Below are 17,271 nucleotides of genomic sequence, written 5' to 3'. Positions count from 1 at the left end.
TTTTCAACGCGTTGCGCGCGTCATGGTCGGCCCACGTGTCGCCGGAATGCTGTTGTGGGTGGCCTGCGCACTGTGGCTGGTCGGCTGCGCGCAGCCGCCACAGGTACCTGCAGGCGAAGAAGATGCCTGGAATGGGCGTATCGCCCTGCAGGTGGAAGGACAGGCATCGCAGTCGTTCTCTGCAATATTTGAACTGCGGGGCAATGCACAGACCGGGGGGCTTGCACTGATCAGCCCGCTCGGCAGCCGCATCGCACAGCTGGAATGGAAAGATGGCCATGCACAGCTGACCAGCGCGCAGGAATCGCGGACCTCTGATTCGCTCGACGCACTGCTGCAGGATGTGACGGGCACGCGCATCCCCGTGGCCGCCCTGTTCGCCTGGCTCAAGGGTGTACAAACCACTGTGCCAGGTTGGAGGGCCGATCTTTCGGCCCTGGAACAGGGGCGACTGGTGGCACACCGCGACGACCCCGCCCCCCAGGCCACTTTGCGCATCGCACTGACCCGCTAGCCGCCCTCCTCACGCGCCCAATTCGTTGCCATGCAATCCCTGTATGACGTGCCGGCTCCGGCAAAGCTCAACCTTTTCCTTCACATCACAGGCCAACGCGCGGACGGGTACCACCTGCTGCAGTCGGTCTTCATGTTGATCGACTGGTGCGACACCCTCCATTTCGAGCGCCGCGCCGGTGGCGCTATCACACGCGAAGACCTGGGCACGGCACTGCCAGAGCTAGACCTGACGATCAAGGCCGCGTTCGCACTGCAGCAAGCCACCGGCTGCGCCCAGGGTGCACACATTGGCATCTTGAAAGACATCCCCTCCCAGGCGGGCATGGGTGGTGGCTCTTCCGATGCAGCAAGCACCCTGCTTGCCCTTAACAGGTTGTGGGGTCTGAACCTGTCGCAATCGGCACTGGAAGCTATTGGCCTGAAGCTCGGTGCAGACATTCCATTTTTTTTACGCGGCCACAACGCCTGGGTCGCAGGAATTGGTGAGACAATCACGCCGCTTGAGAAAGCACAGCAACTACCGCAAGCGCGCTTTGCCATCGTGAAGCCTGCTGCAGGCTTGGAGACAAAAGCAATTTTTTCGTCACCAAGTTTGAAACGCGATTCAGATAGTGCTACAATCTTAGGCTTTGCTGCAGCACACTTTGACTTCGGTCGAAACGACTTGCAGCCAGTCGCCCAGGCACTTTGCCCCGAGGTTACCAAAGCCATTGAATGGCTCGATGCCCGAGGATTGCAAGGCAGGATGACAGGCTCAGGAAGTGCAGTGTTTGCGCATATGTCACATGCAGTTGACTTGAGTGGAGCCCCACAGGGCTGGCAAGTTAAGGAATGTGAAAATCTGATGGTCCATCCTCTGGCAGGTTGGGCATCAGGCAAGAATTAAGGTTAGCTGCCTTCGGTAGTTGACCTGTGTAGGGGAGTCGCCAAGCTGGTTAAGGCACCGGATTTTGATTCCGGCATGCGAAGGTTCGAATCCTTCTTCCCCTGCCAAACGCTTTCCGCGTACGGGCTTTTATTTCAGACTGCTGGGACGCTCATGCAAGCCAACCACCCCGACTTCATGGTTTTCACCGGCAATGCCAATCCAGGCATGGCAGCTGAAATTGCCCAACACCTCGGCACCACCCTCGGTGCGGCTGACGTGGGTCGATTCTCCGACGGTGAAGTCACCGTTGAAATCAAGCAAAACGTGCGTGCACGCGATGTTTTCGTGGTGCAGTCCACCTGCGCCCCCACCAACGAAAACCTCATGGAACTGCTGATCATGGTTGATGCGCTCAAGCGTGCATCGGCTGAACGCATCAGCGCCGTGATCCCCTACTTCGGCTATGCCCGCCAGGACCGCCGCCCGCGTTCGACGCGCGTGCCCATCACCGCCAAGGTGGTGGCCAACATGCTGCAAGCCGTGGGCGTGGCACGCGTGCTGACCATGGACTTGCATGCCGACCAGATCCAGGGCTTTTTCGACATTCCGGTTGACAACATCTACGCGTCGCCCGTGCTGCTGGGCGACCTGCGCCAGAAGAACTATGAAGACCTGATTGTGGTCTCGCCCGACGTGGGTGGCGTGGTGCGTGCCCGTGCACTGGCCAAGCAGCTCAACTGCGATCTGGCCATCATCGACAAGCGCCGCCCCAAAGCCAACGTGTCCGAAGTCATGCACGTGATCGGCGAAATCGAAGGCCGCAACTGCGTGATCATGGACGACATGATCGACACCGCCGGCACGCTGGTAAAGGCCGCTGAAGTGCTCAAGGAGCGTGGTGCCAAGAAGGTGTACGCCTACTGTACGCACCCCATTTTTTCGGGTCCTGCCATCGAACGCATCGCCAAGGGCTCAGCCCTCGATGAAGTGGTGGTGACCAACACCATCCCGCTGAGCGACAACGCCCGGGGATGCGCCAAGATTCGCCAACTTTCCGTGGCCCCGCTGATCGCAGAGACGATCCAGCGCATTGCCAAGGGTGAGTCGGTGATGAGTCTGTTCTCGGACCAAGACAACCTGTTCTAACAAACGCAGGTCTCGCAAGAGGCCTTCGGCTTGGAAAGACGGTTGAACAGGACACCAAGCCTCCTTCGGGAGGCTTGTCTGTTGGTTCGGGAACGAAGTGTGGCCTGCTATCGCGGGCCTTTTTAAAACAGGGCAAGACTGGTCGCGGTCTGTCCTTTTCAGGAGCTAGTTATGAACTTCGTCGCTTTTGAGCGCGCCAAGCAAGGTACGGGTGCGAGCCGCCGTCTGCGCAATTCGGGCAAGACGCCTGGCATCGTCTACGGTGGCACCGCCGAACCCCAACTCATCGAGGTGGACCACAATGCACTGTGGCACGCCCTCAAGAAGGAAGCTTTCCACTCCAGCGTGCTGGACATGGAAGTTGCCGGCACGACCTCCAAGGTTCTGCTGCGTGACGTGCAATACCACCCCTACAAGCAACTCGTGCTGCACATCGACTTCCAGCGCGTGGACGAAAAGACCAAGCTGCACATGAAGGTGCCACTGCACTACAGCGGTGCTGACGAGTCCAACGCCGTCAAGGTCGACAAGTGCATGGTCAACCCGATCGTGAACGAGTTGGACGTGACCTGCATGCCTTCGGACCTGCCTGAGTTCATCGCTGTGGACCTGTCCAAGCTGGAAAAGGGCGCATCCCTGCACCTGAAGGACATCAAGCTGCCCAAGGGCGTGACGGCCAAGATCCGTGGCGGTCAGAACAACAACCCCGTGCTGGTGTCCGTGGTGCCTCCAGTGGTGGTCGTTGAGACCCCTGCCGAAGCCGCTCCTGCTGCCGACGCCAAGGGCAAGGGCAAGGGCAAGAAGTAATCGGTCAACGACCTCGATGACTTCACCCGGTCAGCCCGCCCTGCGGCGTTGACCCCCAACGGCCCACCTTGTGTGGGCCGTTTTCATTGGCGCAAAGCCATTCGCATCTGCAAACCGTCTGGCTCTAACCACCCCACACCCACCGATAATCCCGCCAATGATCAAGCTGTTTGTAGGCCTTGGAAACCCCGGGCCAGACTACGAAGCCACCCGCCACAACGCCGGTTTCTGGTGGATTGATGCGCTGGCGCGCGAACTCAAGGCCACGCTGGTGCCCGAGCGCAGCTACCACGGGCTGGTGGCGCGCACGACGGTGCATGGGCAAAGCGTCTGGCTGCTGCAGCCACAGACTTTCATGAACCTCTCGGGCAAGTCGGTGGCTTCGCTGGCGCGCTTCTTCAAGATCCAGCCCGAAGAAATCCTGGTGGTGCATGACGAACTGGACATTCCGCCAGGACAGGTCAAGCTCAAGCGCGGCGGCAGCCATGCAGGGCACAACGGCCTGCGCGACATCCATGGCCAGCTCGGTTCCCCTGACTATTGGCGCCTGCGCGTGGGCATCGGCCACCCGGGCGTGAAAAGCGAAGTCGCCAACTGGGTGCTCAAAAAGCCCTCCCCCGACCAGCGCACGCTGATCGAAGACAGCATCGTCCATTCGCTGAAGGCCTACCCGGCCATGCTGGCGGGCGAGATGGACAAGGCCACCTTACTCATCCACACCACCAAACCGCCGCGCCCCAAGCCCCCCCGCCCTGCAGAAGACTGAGCGGCGCGGCTGGAAAAAGGGTAACGACGGTCCGCCGCATCCCTTTCTGTCAATAGCTATTATTTTTATAGCGTCTTACGCTTGATGGATAAGCGCTAGAGCCAAAAAAACACTACAAACTAACTCGAAGCTTGCGTCTGTAACCGCTGGAACTTCTGCCACAGGGTTTCGCGGTTCTCGACGTGCTGCGGGTTCACGGGGATGCAGGCGACGGGGCAGACCTGCACACATTGGGGCTCGTCAAAGTGCCCCACACATTCCGTGCACTTGTTCGGGTCGATCTCGTAGATCTCCTGCCCCAGATAGATGGCCTGGTTAGGGCATTCGGGCTCGCACACATCACAGTTGATGCACTCGTCGGTGATCATCAGCGCCATACGGCCTCCCTGGGCACAGGGCCAAAAACAATGGAGACGGGGTACGCGGCGCGGTTCATGCTCCGTATTATCCCGCGCTGGTGGCATGTGCCTTGCATGCCACACTGCAACCCACCACCGCTGACGGGGATGTTTTTACCGTTATGCTGTGTATACACATTAATTTTGACGCCCGCGCGCCCTAACCCTCTCCTCACCCACCTCACCCATGGGCCTGTTTTTTCTCAAGCGGTTTATTACCCTCCTGGCCACGCTTATCGGCGCGTCCATTGTTGTGTTTCTGGTGCTGGAGATCCTTCCGGGCAACGCCGCCCAAATGCTCATGGGACCCGACGCCTCGCCCGAAGCCGTGGCTGCGCTGGCCAGCAAGCTGGGGTTAGACCAGCCCGCCAGCCTGCGCTACTGGCAATGGGTGAGCGGGCTGGTGGTCGGCAACATGGGCGACAGCTATGCCTACAGCTCACCCGTGCTCGACCTGGTGCTGGAACGCCTGGCCCTCACGGTGCCCCTGGCACTGATGGCCATGGTCATCACCACCGTGCTGGCCCTGGTGGCAGGTGTGTATGCAGCATCGCGCCACAACAAGATCGGTGATGTCGGCGTGATGGGGCTGGCACAGATCGGAATTGCCATCCCCAATTTCTGGTTCGCCATTCTGCTGATCCTGCTGTTCTCCGTGAAACTGCAGTGGTTCTCGGCCGGTGGCTTCCCCGGCTGGACCGAAGACGCTGGCGGTAGTCCACTCGAAGCCCTCAAGGCCCTGCTGCTGCCCGCCATTGCGCTGGCCGTGGTGCAGGCCGCCATCCTCGCGCGCATCACGCGCTCGGCCGTGCTGGAGGTGCTGCGCGAAGACTTTGTGCGCACTGCCCGCGCCAAGGGCCTGTCGCAGCGCGCGGCGCTCTGGGGCCATGTGCTGCGCAACGCCATGATCCCGGTAATCACCGTGATGGGGCTGCAGTTTGCCAACCTGCTGGCCGGCACCATCGTGGTGGAGAACGTGTTCTACCTGCCCGGCCTGGGGCGGCTGATCTTCCAGTCCATCTCCAACCGCGACCTGATCGTGGTGCGCAACTGCGTGATGCTGCTCGCCGCCATGGTGGTCATCGTGAATTTCGTGGTGGACATCCTTTACGCCGTGATCGACCCGCGCGTGAAGGCCTCCGACATCTGATCCCCCCATGAACGCTGTCATTCCTTCGCCTTCTGTCACCTCTGCCCCCAGCTGGCTGCACCGCGCGCTGCGCCACCGCAGCTTCGTGATCGGCGCCGTCCTGTCGCTGCTGCTCCTGCTGGCCGCTGCACTGTCGCTGGTCTGGACACCCTGGTCGCCCTACGAGATGGACCTGGCCTCCAAGCTGCAGTCGCCCACCGGCACACACTGGCTGGGCACCGATGCCTTTGGGCGTGATGTGGCGTCGCTGTTGCTGGTGGGTGCGCGCAATTCCATTCTGGTGGGCGTGATCGCCGTGGGCATCGGGCTGACCGTTGGCACGGCGCTGGGCCTGCTGGCTGCGGCCAAGCGCGGCTGGGTCGAAGAACTCATCATGCGGCTGGCCGACTTTACGTTTGCCTTCCCGGCCATCCTGTCCGCCATCATGCTCACCGCTGTGTTCGGCGCGGGCATCGTCAACTCCATCATTGCCATCGGCATCTTCAACATCCCGACGTTTGCGCGCGTCACCCGTGCATCGGCCAACGCGGTGTGGTCGCGCGAATACATCCTGGCCTCGCGCGCCTGCGGCAAGGGCAGCTTGCGCATCACGCTGGAGCATGTGCTGCCCAACATCCTGTCGGTGCTCATCGTGCAGGCCACCATCCAGTTCGCCATTGCCATCCTGGCCGAAGCCGCCCTCTCCTATTTGGGCCTGGGCACCCAGCCGCCCCAACCCTCCTGGGGCCGCATGCTCAGCGAAGCGCAGACGCTGATGTTCCAGGCCCCGCTGCTGGCCGTCTGGCCTGGTGTGGCGATTGCGCTGGCCGTGCTGGGGCTGAACCTGCTGGGCGATGGTCTGCGCGACCTGCTGGACCCACGCTTGTCGCGCAAGCGCTGAAACCTCCGCCGAACCTTGCACGAACTGTTCTCCATGTCTTTCCTGCTCGAAGTCTCCAACCTCCGCATCCGCCTGCAGACGCACCGGGGCCCGGCCGATGCCGTGCGCGGCGTGAGCTTTTCGCTGGCGCGCGGTGAAACCCTGGGCCTGATTGGTGAATCGGGCTGTGGCAAATCCATCACCGCCATGTCGCTCATGGGCCTGCTGCCTGACAGCGCGCAGGTCACCGGCAGCATCCGCTTTGATGGCCAAGAGCTGGTGGGCCGCACCGATGCACAGATGTGCCAGATGCGCGGCAACCGCATTGGCATGGTGTTCCAGGAGCCCATGACGGCCCTGAACCCCGTGCACACCATCGGCCGCCAGGTGGCAGAGCCGCTGCGCCTGCACCGGGGCATGAATGCGGCAGCCGCACGCACCGAAGCCATTGCCCTGCTGGACCGCGTGGGCATCCCCAACGCCGCGCAGCGCTTTGACGCCTATCCGCACCAGTTCTCCGGCGGGCAGCGCCAGCGCATCACCATCGCAATGGCGCTGGCCTGCGGGCCTGATCTGCTGATTGCCGACGAGCCCACCACGGCGCTCGATGTGACCATCCAGCAGCAGATCCTGGACCTCATCAGCGATCTGGTGGCCGAGCGCAACATGGCGCTCATCCTGATCTCGCACGACCTGGGCGTGATCTCGCAGAACGTGGACCGCATGATGGTGATGTACGGCGGCAGCGTGGTCGAAAGCGGCTCCACCGCCTCGGTCTTCTCGGCCATGGCCCACCCCTACACACGCGGCCTGTTTGCCGCCCGGCCTCACCTGGGCGCCGTGCACGCGCCCGGCCAGCGCCCGCGCCTGTCCACCATTCCGGGCACGGTGCCTGAGCTGGTCGACCTGCCTTCAGGTTGCCCTTTTGCGGGCCGCTGCAGCTACACGGTGGATGCCTGCCACCACAACCAGCCCGAGGCCACGCTCGTGGCCACCGATGCCGATGGCGACCACGAGGTGCGCTGTCTGCGGCGCGAGGCCATTGCCGAAGCCCAGAGTGCCCAGGTGGTGAACATCGTCGAGGTGGCCGCATGACCCAGGCGCTGCACAGCACCCATCCCGCAGAAACGCCGCTGCTGCAGGTCAAAGACCTGGTGCGTGAATACACGCTGCCGCGCGACCATCTGTTCAAGCCACCCGGCAAGGTGCATGCGCTCAACGGCGTGAACTTCTCGATTGCCTCTGGCCGCAGCCTCGGCATCGTCGGCGAATCGGGCTCGGGCAAGTCCACCCTGGCACGGCTGGTGATGGCGCTCGATACCCCCACCTCCGGCACGGTGGAGCTGCTGGGCCGCAACCTGCACCAGTTGCCCGCCGAGCAGCTGCGCCAGGCGCGCCGCGATTTTCAGATGGTGTTTCAGGACCCGTACGGATCGCTGGACCCGCGCCAGACCGTGGAGCGCATCGTGACCGAGCCACTGCAGGCGCAAGGACAGACCACGCGCGCCGAGCAGCGCGAGCAGGCCGCCCAGGTGCTGGCCCAGGTGGGCCTGCGCACCAACGACCTGGGCAAGTACCCGCACGAATTTTCTGGCGGCCAGCGCCAGCGCATCGCCATTGCACGCGCCCTCATCACCCGGCCCCGCCTCATCGTGGCGGACGAACCCGTGAGCGCACTCGACGTGTCGGTACAGGCCCAGGTGCTCAACCTGATGCAGGACCTGCAGCAGCAGTTCGGCATCACCTACATGCTCATCAGCCACGACCTCGCCGTGGTGAATCACTTGTGTGATGAGGTGGTGGTGCTCTACCAGGGCCGAATCGTAGAGCGGGGCTCTCCCGGAGAGCTGTTCCGCAACGCGCAGCACCCGTACACGCAATCGCTGGTGGGTGCGGTGCCGCAGGTGCTGCCGGGCCGTGCAAGGGCGCGCCGTGCCGCTGCTGCGGCCGCAGCAAAAATCGTGTAACCAAATACCGATGTGATGGTGTAAAAAGCTTTTGTGCTCCCCGGTAACCCATTGCAAAGGCGCCGGGGTCTTCGTCTGGTTTTTTGTCTGGAGAGTCCGAACATGCTGAACCGCCGTACCGTCCTTGCCACTGGCGCCATCGCCGCTGTGCCCTTGTCCACCTCGCTTGGCGCCATGGCGCAAAGCCGCAAAGATGCGGTGACGCTGGCGATGACGCTGGAGCCCCCAGGCCTGGACCCCACCGCCGGTGCGGCATCTGCCATCGCCGAGATCGTTCAGTACAACATCTTCGAGACGCTCACCAAGATCAACCCCGACGGCAGCGTGTCGCCCCTGCTGGCCGAAAGCTGGGAGGTCTCGCCCGACCTCAAGACCTACACCTTCAAGCTGCGCCGTGGCGTGAAGTTCCAGAACGGCGAGCCCTTCACCGCTGCGGCCGTCAAGTTCTCGTACGACCGCGCAGGCGGTGAGAAGAGCACCAACAAGGACAAGCGCACCTTTGCCGGCATCACCACCCAGGTGGTAGACGACTACACCGTGGTGCTGCTCAACAAGGAGATCGACCCCGACCTGCTGTTCATCCTCGGCCAGGCCACCTCCATCATCGTGGAGCCCAAGAGCGCCGACACCAACGCGAACAAGCCCGTGGGCACCGGCCCCTACCAGCTGCAGGCCTGGAACAAGGGGTCGTCCGTGGTGCTGACCGCGTGGGACGGCTACCGCGACGCCAAGGCCATCAAGATCAAGCGCGCCACCTTCCGCTTCATCTCCGACCCCGCCGCCCAGGTGGCCGCCCTGCTGGCCGGTGACGTGGACGCCTTCCCGCGCGTCACACCGCGCAGCGTGGCACAGTTCAAGGCCAACCCGAAGTACCAGGTGATCGTGGCAGGCTCGCGCGCCAAGACCATTCTGGCCATCAACAACGGCAAGAAGCCGCTGGACGATGTGCGCGTGCGCCGCGCCATTGCCGCAGCCATTGACCGCAAGGCCGTGATCGAAGGCGCGGGCGACGGCTACGGTGCGCCCATTGGCAGCCACTACGTGCCTGGCGCCTTTGGCTATGTGGACACCACGGGCGTGAACCCCTACGACCCCGAGAAGGCCAAGAAGCTGCTTGCCGAAGCCGGTATCAAGACACCGCTGGAGCTGACCATGACGCTGCCCCCCACGCCTTACGCCCGCCAGGGCGGCGAGGTGGTGGCCGCCCAGCTGGCCAAGGTCGGCATCGTCGCCAAGATCCAGAACGTGGAATGGGCGCAGTGGCTCAGCGGCACCTATGGCAGCAAGAACTACGACCTGACCATCATCAGCCACGTGGAGCCCTTCGACCTGGGCAACTTTGCCAAGCCCGACTACTACTGGGCCTACAACTCGCCCAAGTTCAACGACCTGTTCACCCAGATCAAGAACGCAGCCCGCCCCGCCGACCGCGCCAAGCTGCTGGGCGATGCGCAGCGCCTGTTGGCCAACGATGCAGTGCACGCCTTCCTGTACTCCAACCAATGGATCACGGTGGCCAACAAGAACCTCAAGGGCCTGTGGAAAGACATGCCCGTGTTCGTGAACGACATCTCCGCGCTGTCCTGGTCTTGAGATGGGGCACCCCCCTGAGGCCCTTCGGGCCTTCCCCCCGCTCTCGCATTGCTGCGCAATGCGGGCAGGGGGACGCAGCCCTCGCTGCGGGGCGGCCCTTGCTCGGCTGCCCGCGCCTGGGCCGCGCCAGTTTCGCGGGCAGCGCACAGCGCAGTGAATAGCTGAAGCCCGCAGAAGCAGACAGCTCCCAAAATAATAGCTGCCAGCGCTTTACCAATAAGCGCTAGCAGCCATTTTTATTGATAAAACTCCCCAACCCCCGCCATGACAGCCCTGCACGACCTGCCCGCCCACGACCTCCTTGCCGCCTACCGCCAGCGCACGCTGTCCCCCGTCGAGGTCACGCAGGCCGTGCTGGCCCACATTGAGCGGTGGGAGCCCCACATCCGCGCCACCTACCTGCTGCGCCCTGAGATGGCCCTGGCGCAAGCCCGCGAATCAGAAGCCCGCTGGCTGCGTGGTGAGCCCAAGGGCGCGCTGGACGGCGTGCCCAGCACCATCAAGGAAAACATCGCCACCGAAGGCGATCCAACGCCGCTGGGCACCGCCGCCGTCGAGCTGGTGCCCGCCGCTGCCGATGCACCGCCCGCCGCCCGCATGCGCGAGGCGGGCGCCGTCATCGTGGCCAAGACCACCATGCCTGACTACGGCATGTTGTCCTCGGGCCTGTCCACCTTTCACCCCCTGTCGCGCAACCCGTGGGACACCCGCAAGGGCCCCGGTGGCTCCAGCGCCGGCGGTGGCGCTGCCGCAGCCGCAGGCTACGGCCCACTGCACATCGGCACCGACATAGGCGGCTCGCTGCGCCTGCCCGCCAGCTGGTGCGGCATCTTCAGCCTGAAGCCCAGCCTGGGCCGCATTCCGATCGATCCACCCTACACCGGCCGCGCCGCAGGCCCCATGACCCGCACCGTGGCCGACGCAGCGCTGATGATGCAGGTGCTGAGCCAGCCCGACGCGCGCGACAGCATGAGCCTGCCCTACCAGGACATCGCGTGGAGCCAGTTCAACAAGGGCGCCGAACGCTTGCGCGGCCTGCGCATTGGTTTGCTGCTGGACGCCGGATGCGGCCTGCCGGTGGAGCCCGAGGTGAAAGCCGCCGTAGAACGCGCAGCAAAACTCATGGAGGCGGCGGGCGCCACCATCGTGCCCATGGCGCCTTTCATGACCCAGGCCATGCTCGACGGCATGGACCATTTCTGGCGCATGCGCTCGCACATCGACCTGCAGGCCCTGCCCGCCGCGCGGCGCGACAAGGTGCTGCCCTACATCCGCACCTGGGCCGACAGCGCAGCGGGCATGAGCGGCACCGAAGTCTTCAACGCCAGCCACCAGTTCCACCTGACGCGGGTCAACACCGTGAAGGCCTGCAGTGCCTTTGACTATGTGATCTCCCCCGTGGCGCCCATGCCCGCCTTCCAGGCCGAACTGCCCTCGCCCACCAACGACCCGCTTCGCCCGCTGGAGCACATCGGGTTTACCGTGCCCTTCAACATGTCCGAGCAGCCCGCCGCGTCGGTCAACTGCGGCTACACCACAAGCGGCCTGCCCATTGGCCTGCAGATTGCGGGTGCACGTTTTGACGACCTGGGCGTGCTGCAGGTGGCACACGCGTTCGAGCTGATCCGTGAACCCCAGCGGGCCTGGCCCCAGCCGCCAGCGGGCTGAAAGCATGGCCGGAGGTTGTTGGTAACCTTGGGGGTTTGTTGGCAGACACCGGGCCACCCTGGGCCACCACTCTCCCACCCCCTGTACGAACGCACCACACCGCATGGACATCCTCATCCTGGCGATCCTGATCGCCACCGGCACCTACATGCTCAATGCCAAAGAGCAGCGCAAGCGCATTGCGCTGCTGGGCAGCCACCTGGCCAACTACCAGATCGAAAAGCTCATGGAAGCCCTGACCGACGGCTACCTGCGCGCCCTGGGCGAAAGCACGGACGAGCGCCGCCAGCAGATCTGGAGCCTGCTGAGCACCACCGAGGCGCAACTCACCGAGCAATTCAGCCGGTTTGCCGCCGACTTTGCCAAGGAGCCCGAGGCCACCACACGCGTCAGCCGCCTGGCAATGGCGATCCCCTTTGCCGAGAAGATATTGCCCAGCTTCACCTTCGACATGCGCAAGGCCCTGGCCATCCACGCGCGCGGCATTGCGCACGTGGTGCAGAACACCAGCCACCTCGCGCCCAAGGACCGGGCCTTCATGATGACGGCAGAACTGTTCCTCATGCAGCACACCTGCCACTGGTTCTGCAAATCCAAGACCATTGCCACCGCCCGCATGCTGGCGCGCCACCAGACGCCGCACGAGCAGCTCGTGGCCTCGGTGTCTGCCGACACCCGCAAAGCCTATCTGACGCTGATCAAGGGCGGCTGATCCACCACCCCTAACAATGCCCCATGCCATCCTCCACGCACACCCGCACGACCGATAGCCTGGGCAACCCCGTCACCTTGCAGGACACCGCCAGCGCGGCGGCCTTGAATGACTTTGTCGAAGGCTTCATCGCCTGCGAAGCCCGCGCGGTGAATGTGCTGAACGCAGCCGCAGACACCAGCCCCATCGTGCAAGCCAGTTGCGCGGCGCTGCACATGTTTGCCGAATCGGCCGACGCACCGCGCAACGCACGCCCCTTCATCAACCAGGCGCTGGCCAACGCCCCACAAGCCAGTGACCGCGAGCAACGTTTTGTCGCTGCCGTGGCTGCCTGGGTGGATGGCGACCTGCCCCGTGCGATTGCGCTGCATGAGGAGCAGGCACGCCTGTTTCCACGCGACCTGGCATCGCTCAAGCTCGGTCAATACCATTTGTTCAACCGGGGCGACTCGCCCGGCATGCTGCGCCTGGCGCTGCAGGCTGTGCCTGCCGCCGCCGATGTGCCCTACCTGCACGGCATGCTGGCCTTTGGCTGGGAGCAATGCCATTTGCTCGACCGCGCCGAGGCCTCCGCCCGCCACGCCATCGCCCTTTGCCGCAAGGAGCCCTGGGCCCACCACGCCCTGGCCCACGTGATGCTGACGCAGGGACGCATCCGCGAAGGTACCGACTTCATGGCCAGCATGAGCGACACCTGGACGGGCCTGAACTCCTTCATGGTCACGCACAACTGGTGGCACCAGGCGCTCTTTCTGCTGGAGCAGGACCGGCACGCCGAAGTGCTGGCGCTGTATGACAGCCAAGTCTGGGGGGTGGTCAAGGAATACACGCAGGACCAGATCGGCGCCGTGTCACTGCTCGCTCGGCTGGAGCTGGCGGGCGTAGACGTGGGCAACCGCTGGGCCGATGTGGCCGACCACCTGGCACTGCGTCTGGCCGACCACGTGTTGCCATTCCTGGACCTGCAATACCTCTACGGCCTGGCCCGCGCCGGGCGCATGGAGGCCGTGCACACGCTGCACAACAACATCGCAGCCCACGCCGCCACCCGCACCGAGGCGCATGAACGCACCGTGTGGCAACAGGTGTGTGTACCCGCAGCGCAGGGCTTGCTGGCGCATGCGCAGGGCGACTGGGCGACTGCAGCGGAGCAACTGGGCGCGGCCCTGCCCCGGCTGGTGGAGATTGGCGGCAGCCACGCGCAGCGGGATTTGTTTCACCAGATCTGGCTGGATGCACTGCAGCGCAATGGGCAGTGGGCGGCGGTGCAGAATTTGTTGCAGCCGTTGGTGAATGGGCAGCCGGAATCGAAGAGGCTGGCGCGGCAGGTGGGGGTGGTGAATGGGGTGTTGGGATTGCCGGAGGGTTGCGGCGGACGGGCCTTTCAATGACTCATCAAGGCATGCTTTGGCGCCTCAATGTCTGTTCGAGAGGGCGTCTGCAGGCTTTGCGGACAACCGCCCATAAATGCGAATGCTGGTCTCGTTCACATCGCACACCACTTGCTAGTAGATAAATTTTGCTTGGAAAAAATATGGCTTGCTATGGAGATGCCGCTGTAAGAGCGGTGGCGCTCGTTCGTCAGGGCGATGATCAATCACCGGTTCGCGCGTGGGACACCGCGGTAGTGGAAGCTTTCCCACACAGCAAGTCCTCGCAGGAAAAAGGTTGTCCTCGCAGCGCCTTCCTAGGCCTCTGCGAAAGTGGGCGGGTGAAAGGCGTACCAGCCGGAACCTACACACGGTCGAAGAAGAACAAGGAATACGCACTAATAGCCATGGATCTTCTGAAACAGAATCCTGCCTTGGTAAGCGACGTCAGTCTTCTATGGAATATGGTGGTCGCTGGTACGCCGAAGGCGCCGAATCACCAGATGGCAGTTGTTGGCGCGCTTTGGACGGCTGATCTCCTCTTGCCATAGAAAGCCCGCAAGCTCATTTCAGAGCACCCATTGACGGTCGCTGAACTTCGACCTCACCGCACCACCAACTTCGTCTGGTCATACACCGGCTGCTCCGGCAAATCCGCCAGGTGCCGCACGTCGGCCCAGTCCAGCACCTCCACCGCATCGCCACTCACCCGCACGCGGTTGAGCCCCGCGTTGGGAATGTCGCTCTGGCGCGGGCCGTCCAGCCCGGTGCCACGCGCAGTGCGCCAGATCATGTCGAGCACGCCGCCATGGGTGACCACCATCACCGTCTGGCCGCTGTGCTGCTGCGCGATGCGGTAGACAGCGTCCATCACGCGGGTGTGGAACTGGCGGGTGGTCTCGCCGCCGGGCATGCCGTAGTCGGCTTCAAAACGCAGCCACTGGTTCCATGCGTCGGCGTGCTCCAGCTTGACGTCGTCCACGCGCTTGCCGTCCACCACGCCAAAGTTTTGCTCGCGCAGGGCGCTGTCGGTGAGGGTGTCGATGCGGGCCTGGGGGAACAGCACCTGCAGGCTCGGCGTGGCAGTCTGCTGGGTGCGGATGAGGTCGCTGCAGATGAGGTGGTGCACCACGGGGCGCTCTGCAGCCAGGCGCTCTGCAAGACGGCGGGCCTGTTCGTGGCCAGTGGCGTTGAGGGGTACGTCCACATGGCCCTGAAAGCGCAGCTCGCGGTTCCAGTCGGTCTCTCCGTGGCGGATCAGGATGAGTTCGGTCATGCATGTCATTATCGAATGTACACACATTAATGCAAGCAATTTTGGCCTCTAGCGCTTATCCAGCAAGCGCTAGCAGCTATTATTTTTATAACAAGCACCGCAATCACCAGAAGCCATAGGCGGACAGCCACAGCTACCGCATGGGCACGATGAGCACCTTGCGCCGGGGCTGGCAGCCAGGGCCTTCATAGGCAGCGCTGTCGCGCTCCCAGCCGTGGCCGGGCGAGGTTTGTGCACACACGCGCTGGCCATCGACCAAGCTGCGCCAGTAAAACCAGGGCGCGGGGGCGGCCTGCACCAGCAGCGGGGCCAGCAGGACCAGCGCGAACAAAAAGCGGGGGGCGAAAGGCATGGGCAAACAAAGCATCCAGCGACTGCACCCCATGCTACTGAGCCTGCGCAGGGCCGATGCCCTGAAAAGCGGCGGAATCGTTGGTCAGGGCTTGTCCGCTGTGACGATCCAGCCTTCGAGCGGGTCCAGCCCTGGGGGCAGGCCATAGAGCGCATCGCCCTCGGCATGGCGCTGCTCGGCCCAGGCGGCCTGCAGCAGGCACAGCACAGCGTCCAGGCTGTCGCCGCTGGCGTCCTGAACCAGCGCATCGCGCTGGGCGTGGCTGAGCTTGAGGCGCAGGCCCAGGCGGTTCTGACCCAGTTCCAAGGCGTTGATCAGGTCCTTGCGGGCAATGAGGCGGTCCGGCGTCTGCTTGGCGCGATCGTCGCTTTTGTAGCTGCGCCGCTGCAGCACCTCGCGCGCAAGCAGGCCGGGGTAGGCCTCCAGCGCCACGCGGTGAGGGGCGCCAGGGTGCAGGCCGGGCAGGTGCACACCCGCATCCAGCAGCAGTGGCAGGCCCGCGTGCAGCATGTAGGCCACGGGCGGGTTCACCCATTTCATCGAGGGGCTGGAGCCTGCGGGCCCGTCGGTGGCGCGGTGGGCAAACTTGCCCCCCACAGGGCGTGCATCGCAGAACGCCGCAAACTGCGCGCGGATCTGGTCGCGGCTGAGGCTGCGGTAGTGCTGCATGCACGCCAGCCAGTCGGTGGGCCACCCCAGCGCCTGCACCAGCTCGCGCGGCAGGCCGAAGGGCAGGTCGAACCCGCCCACCCAGTCGCCGGGCTGGGCCAGCCATTGGCCGAACGCGGCCAGGGTGTCGAACGGCTGCAGCGCGGTGAGCGACACGCGCGCGCCCTGGCGCTGGCCCAGCGCCAGCACGATGGGTTTGCGCCGCGTGGGGCTGCTGGAGAAGTCGCAGCCCAGCAGCAGGGTTTGTGGTGCGGCGGCCGTCATCCCAGTGCCAACGCCGTGACACCGGCCGCAATGCACAGCGCGCCAAAAATGCGCGCCACGCGGTCACCCTCGCCCAGCAGGTGCCCACCGATGAGGGCAGCAAACAGCATGGACACCTCGCGCGCCGGGGCCACGTGCGACAGGGGCGCCTGCTGCATGGCGTACAGCACCAGCACATAGGCCACCGGGCTCACCACCGCCACGGCCAGCGCAAAACGCCACTGCGCCAGCCAGAGCGTGCGGGCGGTGGGCAGGTCGCGCAGCACCACGGGCGCCAGCAGGCCCACGCGCACAAAGTTGCCCATGTAGTCCACCAGGATGGGTGACATGAGCAAGAACTTGACGGCATAGCCATCGACCACCGTGTAGCTGGCAATGAACGCGCCTGTGAGCAAGCCATACAACATGCCCTTGTGCACCCGAGCCCGCGCAGCGGGGTCGTGGGCGGCGCGCAGCAGGCCCGGGCCACCCGCGATCAGAAACACGCCCCCGACCACACCCACGATGCCCAAAGCGCCCAGCGCAGAGATCTGCTCGCCCAGCAGCGTGATGGCCACCAGCGACGACAAGAGCGGCCCCGAGCCGCGCGCCAGCGGATAGACCACGGTGAGGTCCGCCACACGGTAGCCGCGCAGCAGGATGACGAAATACGCCACATGCAGCAGCCCGCTGGCGGCGACAAAACCCCACTCCACCGCGCCCCACTGCGGCACCGCATCGCGCCCCAGCCACCAGCCCAGCGGCGCCCAGACGACCATCATGATCACCGAGGTGAAGAACGCGAACCGCGAGTCCCCCCCGGCCTTCTTGGCCACGATGTTCCAGCACGCGTGGATGAGGCCGGCGAGGATGATGAGGGCGAAGGCGGTGAAGGTCACGGTTCAGAAAGA

General features: G+C 64.2%; 19 protein-coding genes and 1 tRNA gene. 15 read left to right on the top strand and 5 right to left on the bottom strand.

Annotation, left to right across the window (positions count from 1 at the left end; genetic code table 11):
* Window positions 1–22 precede the first annotated feature (22 nt).
* The 6 genes from AC2YJX_RS07185 to pth all read left to right on the top strand — a co-directional run bounded on the left by AC2YJX_RS07185 (window position 23) and on the right by pth (window position 4,103).
* Window positions 23–514, top strand: coding sequence for a lipoprotein insertase outer membrane protein LolB (locus AC2YJX_RS07185; RefSeq protein WP_487255635.1), 492 nt, complete (start codon window positions 23–25; stop codon window positions 512–514).
* 30 nt (window positions 515–544) lie between these two features.
* On the top strand, window positions 545–1,402 hold the full coding sequence (gene ispE, locus AC2YJX_RS07180; RefSeq protein WP_487255634.1) for a 4-(cytidine 5'-diphospho)-2-C-methyl-D-erythritol kinase: 858 nt from the start codon (window positions 545–547) through the stop codon (window positions 1,400–1,402).
* A gap of 30 nt (window positions 1,403–1,432) precedes the next feature.
* Window positions 1,433–1,509, top strand: a tRNA-Gln gene (locus AC2YJX_RS07175).
* A 46-nt stretch (window positions 1,510–1,555) separates the two neighbouring features.
* A complete protein-coding gene (locus AC2YJX_RS07170; protein ID WP_055399067.1) occupies window positions 1,556–2,530 on the top strand; it encodes a ribose-phosphate pyrophosphokinase in 975 nt (324 codons plus the stop codon).
* Window positions 2,531–2,701: 171 nt separating this feature from the next.
* Window positions 2,702–3,337, top strand: coding sequence for a 50S ribosomal protein L25/general stress protein Ctc (locus AC2YJX_RS07165; protein WP_055399069.1), 636 nt, complete (start codon window positions 2,702–2,704; stop codon window positions 3,335–3,337).
* Between the two features lie 157 nt (window positions 3,338–3,494).
* On the top strand, window positions 3,495–4,103 hold the full coding sequence (pth, locus tag AC2YJX_RS07160; protein WP_055399071.1) for an aminoacyl-tRNA hydrolase: 609 nt from the start codon (window positions 3,495–3,497) through the stop codon (window positions 4,101–4,103).
* Window positions 4,104–4,222: 119 nt separating this feature from the next.
* On the opposite strand, the gene AC2YJX_RS07155 is transcribed toward pth, so the two are convergent.
* The gene (locus tag AC2YJX_RS07155; protein ID WP_436131656.1) at window positions 4,223–4,480 is read right to left on the bottom strand and encodes a YfhL family 4Fe-4S dicluster ferredoxin; all 258 of its coding nucleotides are present in this window, start codon (window positions 4,478–4,480) and stop codon (window positions 4,223–4,225) included.
* Between the two features lie 208 nt (window positions 4,481–4,688).
* Here AC2YJX_RS07155 and AC2YJX_RS07150 point away from each other — a divergent pair, with 208 nt between their 5' ends.
* The 9 genes from AC2YJX_RS07150 (at window position 4,689) to AC2YJX_RS07110 (ending at window position 14,371) form a co-directional block, all read left to right on the top strand.
* Complete coding sequence (locus tag AC2YJX_RS07150; protein WP_055399075.1) at window positions 4,689–5,651, top strand: ABC transporter permease; 963 nt, start codon at window positions 4,689–4,691, stop codon at window positions 5,649–5,651.
* A gap of 7 nt (window positions 5,652–5,658) precedes the next feature.
* Window positions 5,659–6,531 (top strand): ABC transporter permease, encoded by an 873-nt coding sequence (locus AC2YJX_RS07145; RefSeq protein ID WP_487255633.1) that lies wholly within the window; start codon window positions 5,659–5,661, stop codon window positions 6,529–6,531.
* 33 nt (window positions 6,532–6,564) lie between these two features.
* Window positions 6,565–7,605 (top strand): ABC transporter ATP-binding protein, encoded by a 1,041-nt coding sequence (locus AC2YJX_RS07140; protein ID WP_121423058.1) that lies wholly within the window; start codon window positions 6,565–6,567, stop codon window positions 7,603–7,605.
* Window positions 7,602–8,477, top strand: coding sequence for an ATP-binding cassette domain-containing protein (locus tag AC2YJX_RS07135; protein ID WP_055399079.1), 876 nt, complete (start codon window positions 7,602–7,604; stop codon window positions 8,475–8,477). The genes AC2YJX_RS07140 and AC2YJX_RS07135 overlap by 4 nt, the downstream gene beginning before the upstream one ends.
* Before the next feature lie 102 nt (window positions 8,478–8,579).
* On the top strand, window positions 8,580–10,070 hold the full coding sequence (locus tag AC2YJX_RS07130; protein ID WP_121422491.1) for an ABC transporter substrate-binding protein: 1,491 nt from the start codon (window positions 8,580–8,582) through the stop codon (window positions 10,068–10,070).
* Window positions 10,071–10,334: 264 nt separating this feature from the next.
* The gene (locus AC2YJX_RS07125; RefSeq protein WP_487255632.1) at window positions 10,335–11,738 is read left to right on the top strand and encodes an amidase; all 1,404 of its coding nucleotides are present in this window, start codon (window positions 10,335–10,337) and stop codon (window positions 11,736–11,738) included.
* 103 nt (window positions 11,739–11,841) lie between these two features.
* Window positions 11,842–12,450: a hypothetical protein gene (locus AC2YJX_RS07120; RefSeq protein ID WP_055399085.1), complete on the top strand. Its 609-nt coding sequence runs from the start codon at window positions 11,842–11,844 to the stop codon at window positions 12,448–12,450.
* 23 nt (window positions 12,451–12,473) lie between these two features.
* Window positions 12,474–13,841 (top strand): tetratricopeptide repeat protein, encoded by a 1,368-nt coding sequence (locus tag AC2YJX_RS07115; protein ID WP_055399087.1) that lies wholly within the window; start codon window positions 12,474–12,476, stop codon window positions 13,839–13,841.
* Between the two features lie 143 nt (window positions 13,842–13,984).
* Window positions 13,985–14,371: a DUF6979 family protein gene (locus AC2YJX_RS07110; RefSeq protein ID WP_082437491.1), complete on the top strand. Its 387-nt coding sequence runs from the start codon at window positions 13,985–13,987 to the stop codon at window positions 14,369–14,371.
* A gap of 53 nt (window positions 14,372–14,424) precedes the next feature.
* Here the strand turns inward: AC2YJX_RS07110 and AC2YJX_RS07105 are convergent, their stop codons facing one another.
* From AC2YJX_RS07105 to AC2YJX_RS07090, 4 genes are all read right to left on the bottom strand, one after another.
* Entirely contained in the window at window positions 14,425–15,096 is a 672-nt protein-coding gene (locus AC2YJX_RS07105) for a histidine phosphatase family protein (RefSeq protein WP_055399089.1), read from the bottom strand.
* Between the two features lie 133 nt (window positions 15,097–15,229).
* Window positions 15,230–15,448 carry a hypothetical protein gene (locus AC2YJX_RS07100; protein ID WP_176888539.1) on the bottom strand — a complete coding sequence of 73 codons (219 nt, stop codon included), beginning with the start codon at window positions 15,446–15,448 and terminating at the stop codon, window positions 15,230–15,232.
* 84 nt (window positions 15,449–15,532) lie between these two features.
* Window positions 15,533–16,381, bottom strand: a complete 849-nt coding sequence (locus AC2YJX_RS07095) for a DUF429 domain-containing protein (RefSeq protein ID WP_487255631.1) — start codon at window positions 16,379–16,381, stop codon at window positions 15,533–15,535.
* Window positions 16,378–17,259: a DMT family transporter gene (locus AC2YJX_RS07090; protein ID WP_121422487.1), complete on the bottom strand. Its 882-nt coding sequence runs from the start codon at window positions 17,257–17,259 to the stop codon at window positions 16,378–16,380. The genes AC2YJX_RS07095 and AC2YJX_RS07090 overlap by 4 nt, the downstream gene beginning before the upstream one ends.
* Window positions 17,260–17,271 lie beyond the last annotated feature (12 nt).

It is taken from the genome of Acidovorax sp. SRI_002 (assembly GCF_057586455.1).
Note: the sequence above shows the minus strand (reverse complement) of the source record. Positions and strands in the feature narration are given on the sequence as shown.

What these genes read in the sequence shown, in the direction of transcription:
- AC2YJX_RS07145 (WP_487255633.1), top strand. Translation starts at nt 5,659, where the DNA reads ATGAACGCTGTCATTCCTTCGCCTTCTGTCACCTCTGCCCCCAGCTGG.
- AC2YJX_RS07155 (WP_436131656.1), bottom strand. Translation starts at nt 4,480, where the DNA reads ATGGCGCTGATGATCACCGACGAGTGCATCAACTGTGATGTGTGCGAG.
- AC2YJX_RS07135 (WP_055399079.1), top strand. Translation starts at nt 7,602, where the DNA reads ATGACCCAGGCGCTGCACAGCACCCATCCCGCAGAAACGCCGCTGCTG.
- AC2YJX_RS07140 (WP_121423058.1), top strand. Translation starts at nt 6,565, where the DNA reads ATGTCTTTCCTGCTCGAAGTCTCCAACCTCCGCATCCGCCTGCAGACG.
- AC2YJX_RS07100 (WP_176888539.1), bottom strand. Translation starts at nt 15,448, where the DNA reads ATGCCTTTCGCCCCCCGCTTTTTGTTCGCGCTGGTCCTGCTGGCCCCG.
- AC2YJX_RS07125 (WP_487255632.1), top strand. Translation starts at nt 10,335, where the DNA reads ATGACAGCCCTGCACGACCTGCCCGCCCACGACCTCCTTGCCGCCTAC.
- AC2YJX_RS07110 (WP_082437491.1), top strand. Translation starts at nt 13,985, where the DNA reads ATGGCTTGCTATGGAGATGCCGCTGTAAGAGCGGTGGCGCTCGTTCGT.
- AC2YJX_RS07185 (WP_487255635.1), top strand. Translation starts at nt 23, where the DNA reads ATGGTCGGCCCACGTGTCGCCGGAATGCTGTTGTGGGTGGCCTGCGCA.
- pth (WP_055399071.1), top strand. Translation starts at nt 3,495, where the DNA reads ATGATCAAGCTGTTTGTAGGCCTTGGAAACCCCGGGCCAGACTACGAA.
- AC2YJX_RS07115 (WP_055399087.1), top strand. Translation starts at nt 12,474, where the DNA reads ATGCCATCCTCCACGCACACCCGCACGACCGATAGCCTGGGCAACCCC.
- AC2YJX_RS07120 (WP_055399085.1), top strand. Translation starts at nt 11,842, where the DNA reads ATGGACATCCTCATCCTGGCGATCCTGATCGCCACCGGCACCTACATG.
- AC2YJX_RS07130 (WP_121422491.1), top strand. Translation starts at nt 8,580, where the DNA reads ATGCTGAACCGCCGTACCGTCCTTGCCACTGGCGCCATCGCCGCTGTG.
- AC2YJX_RS07150 (WP_055399075.1), top strand. Translation starts at nt 4,689, where the DNA reads ATGGGCCTGTTTTTTCTCAAGCGGTTTATTACCCTCCTGGCCACGCTT.
- ispE (WP_487255634.1), top strand. Translation starts at nt 545, where the DNA reads ATGCAATCCCTGTATGACGTGCCGGCTCCGGCAAAGCTCAACCTTTTC.
- AC2YJX_RS07165 (WP_055399069.1), top strand. Translation starts at nt 2,702, where the DNA reads ATGAACTTCGTCGCTTTTGAGCGCGCCAAGCAAGGTACGGGTGCGAGC.
- AC2YJX_RS07095 (WP_487255631.1), bottom strand. Translation starts at nt 16,381, where the DNA reads ATGACGGCCGCCGCACCACAAACCCTGCTGCTGGGCTGCGACTTCTCC.
- AC2YJX_RS07170 (WP_055399067.1), top strand. Translation starts at nt 1,556, where the DNA reads ATGCAAGCCAACCACCCCGACTTCATGGTTTTCACCGGCAATGCCAAT.
- AC2YJX_RS07105 (WP_055399089.1), bottom strand. Translation starts at nt 15,096, where the DNA reads ATGACCGAACTCATCCTGATCCGCCACGGAGAGACCGACTGGAACCGC.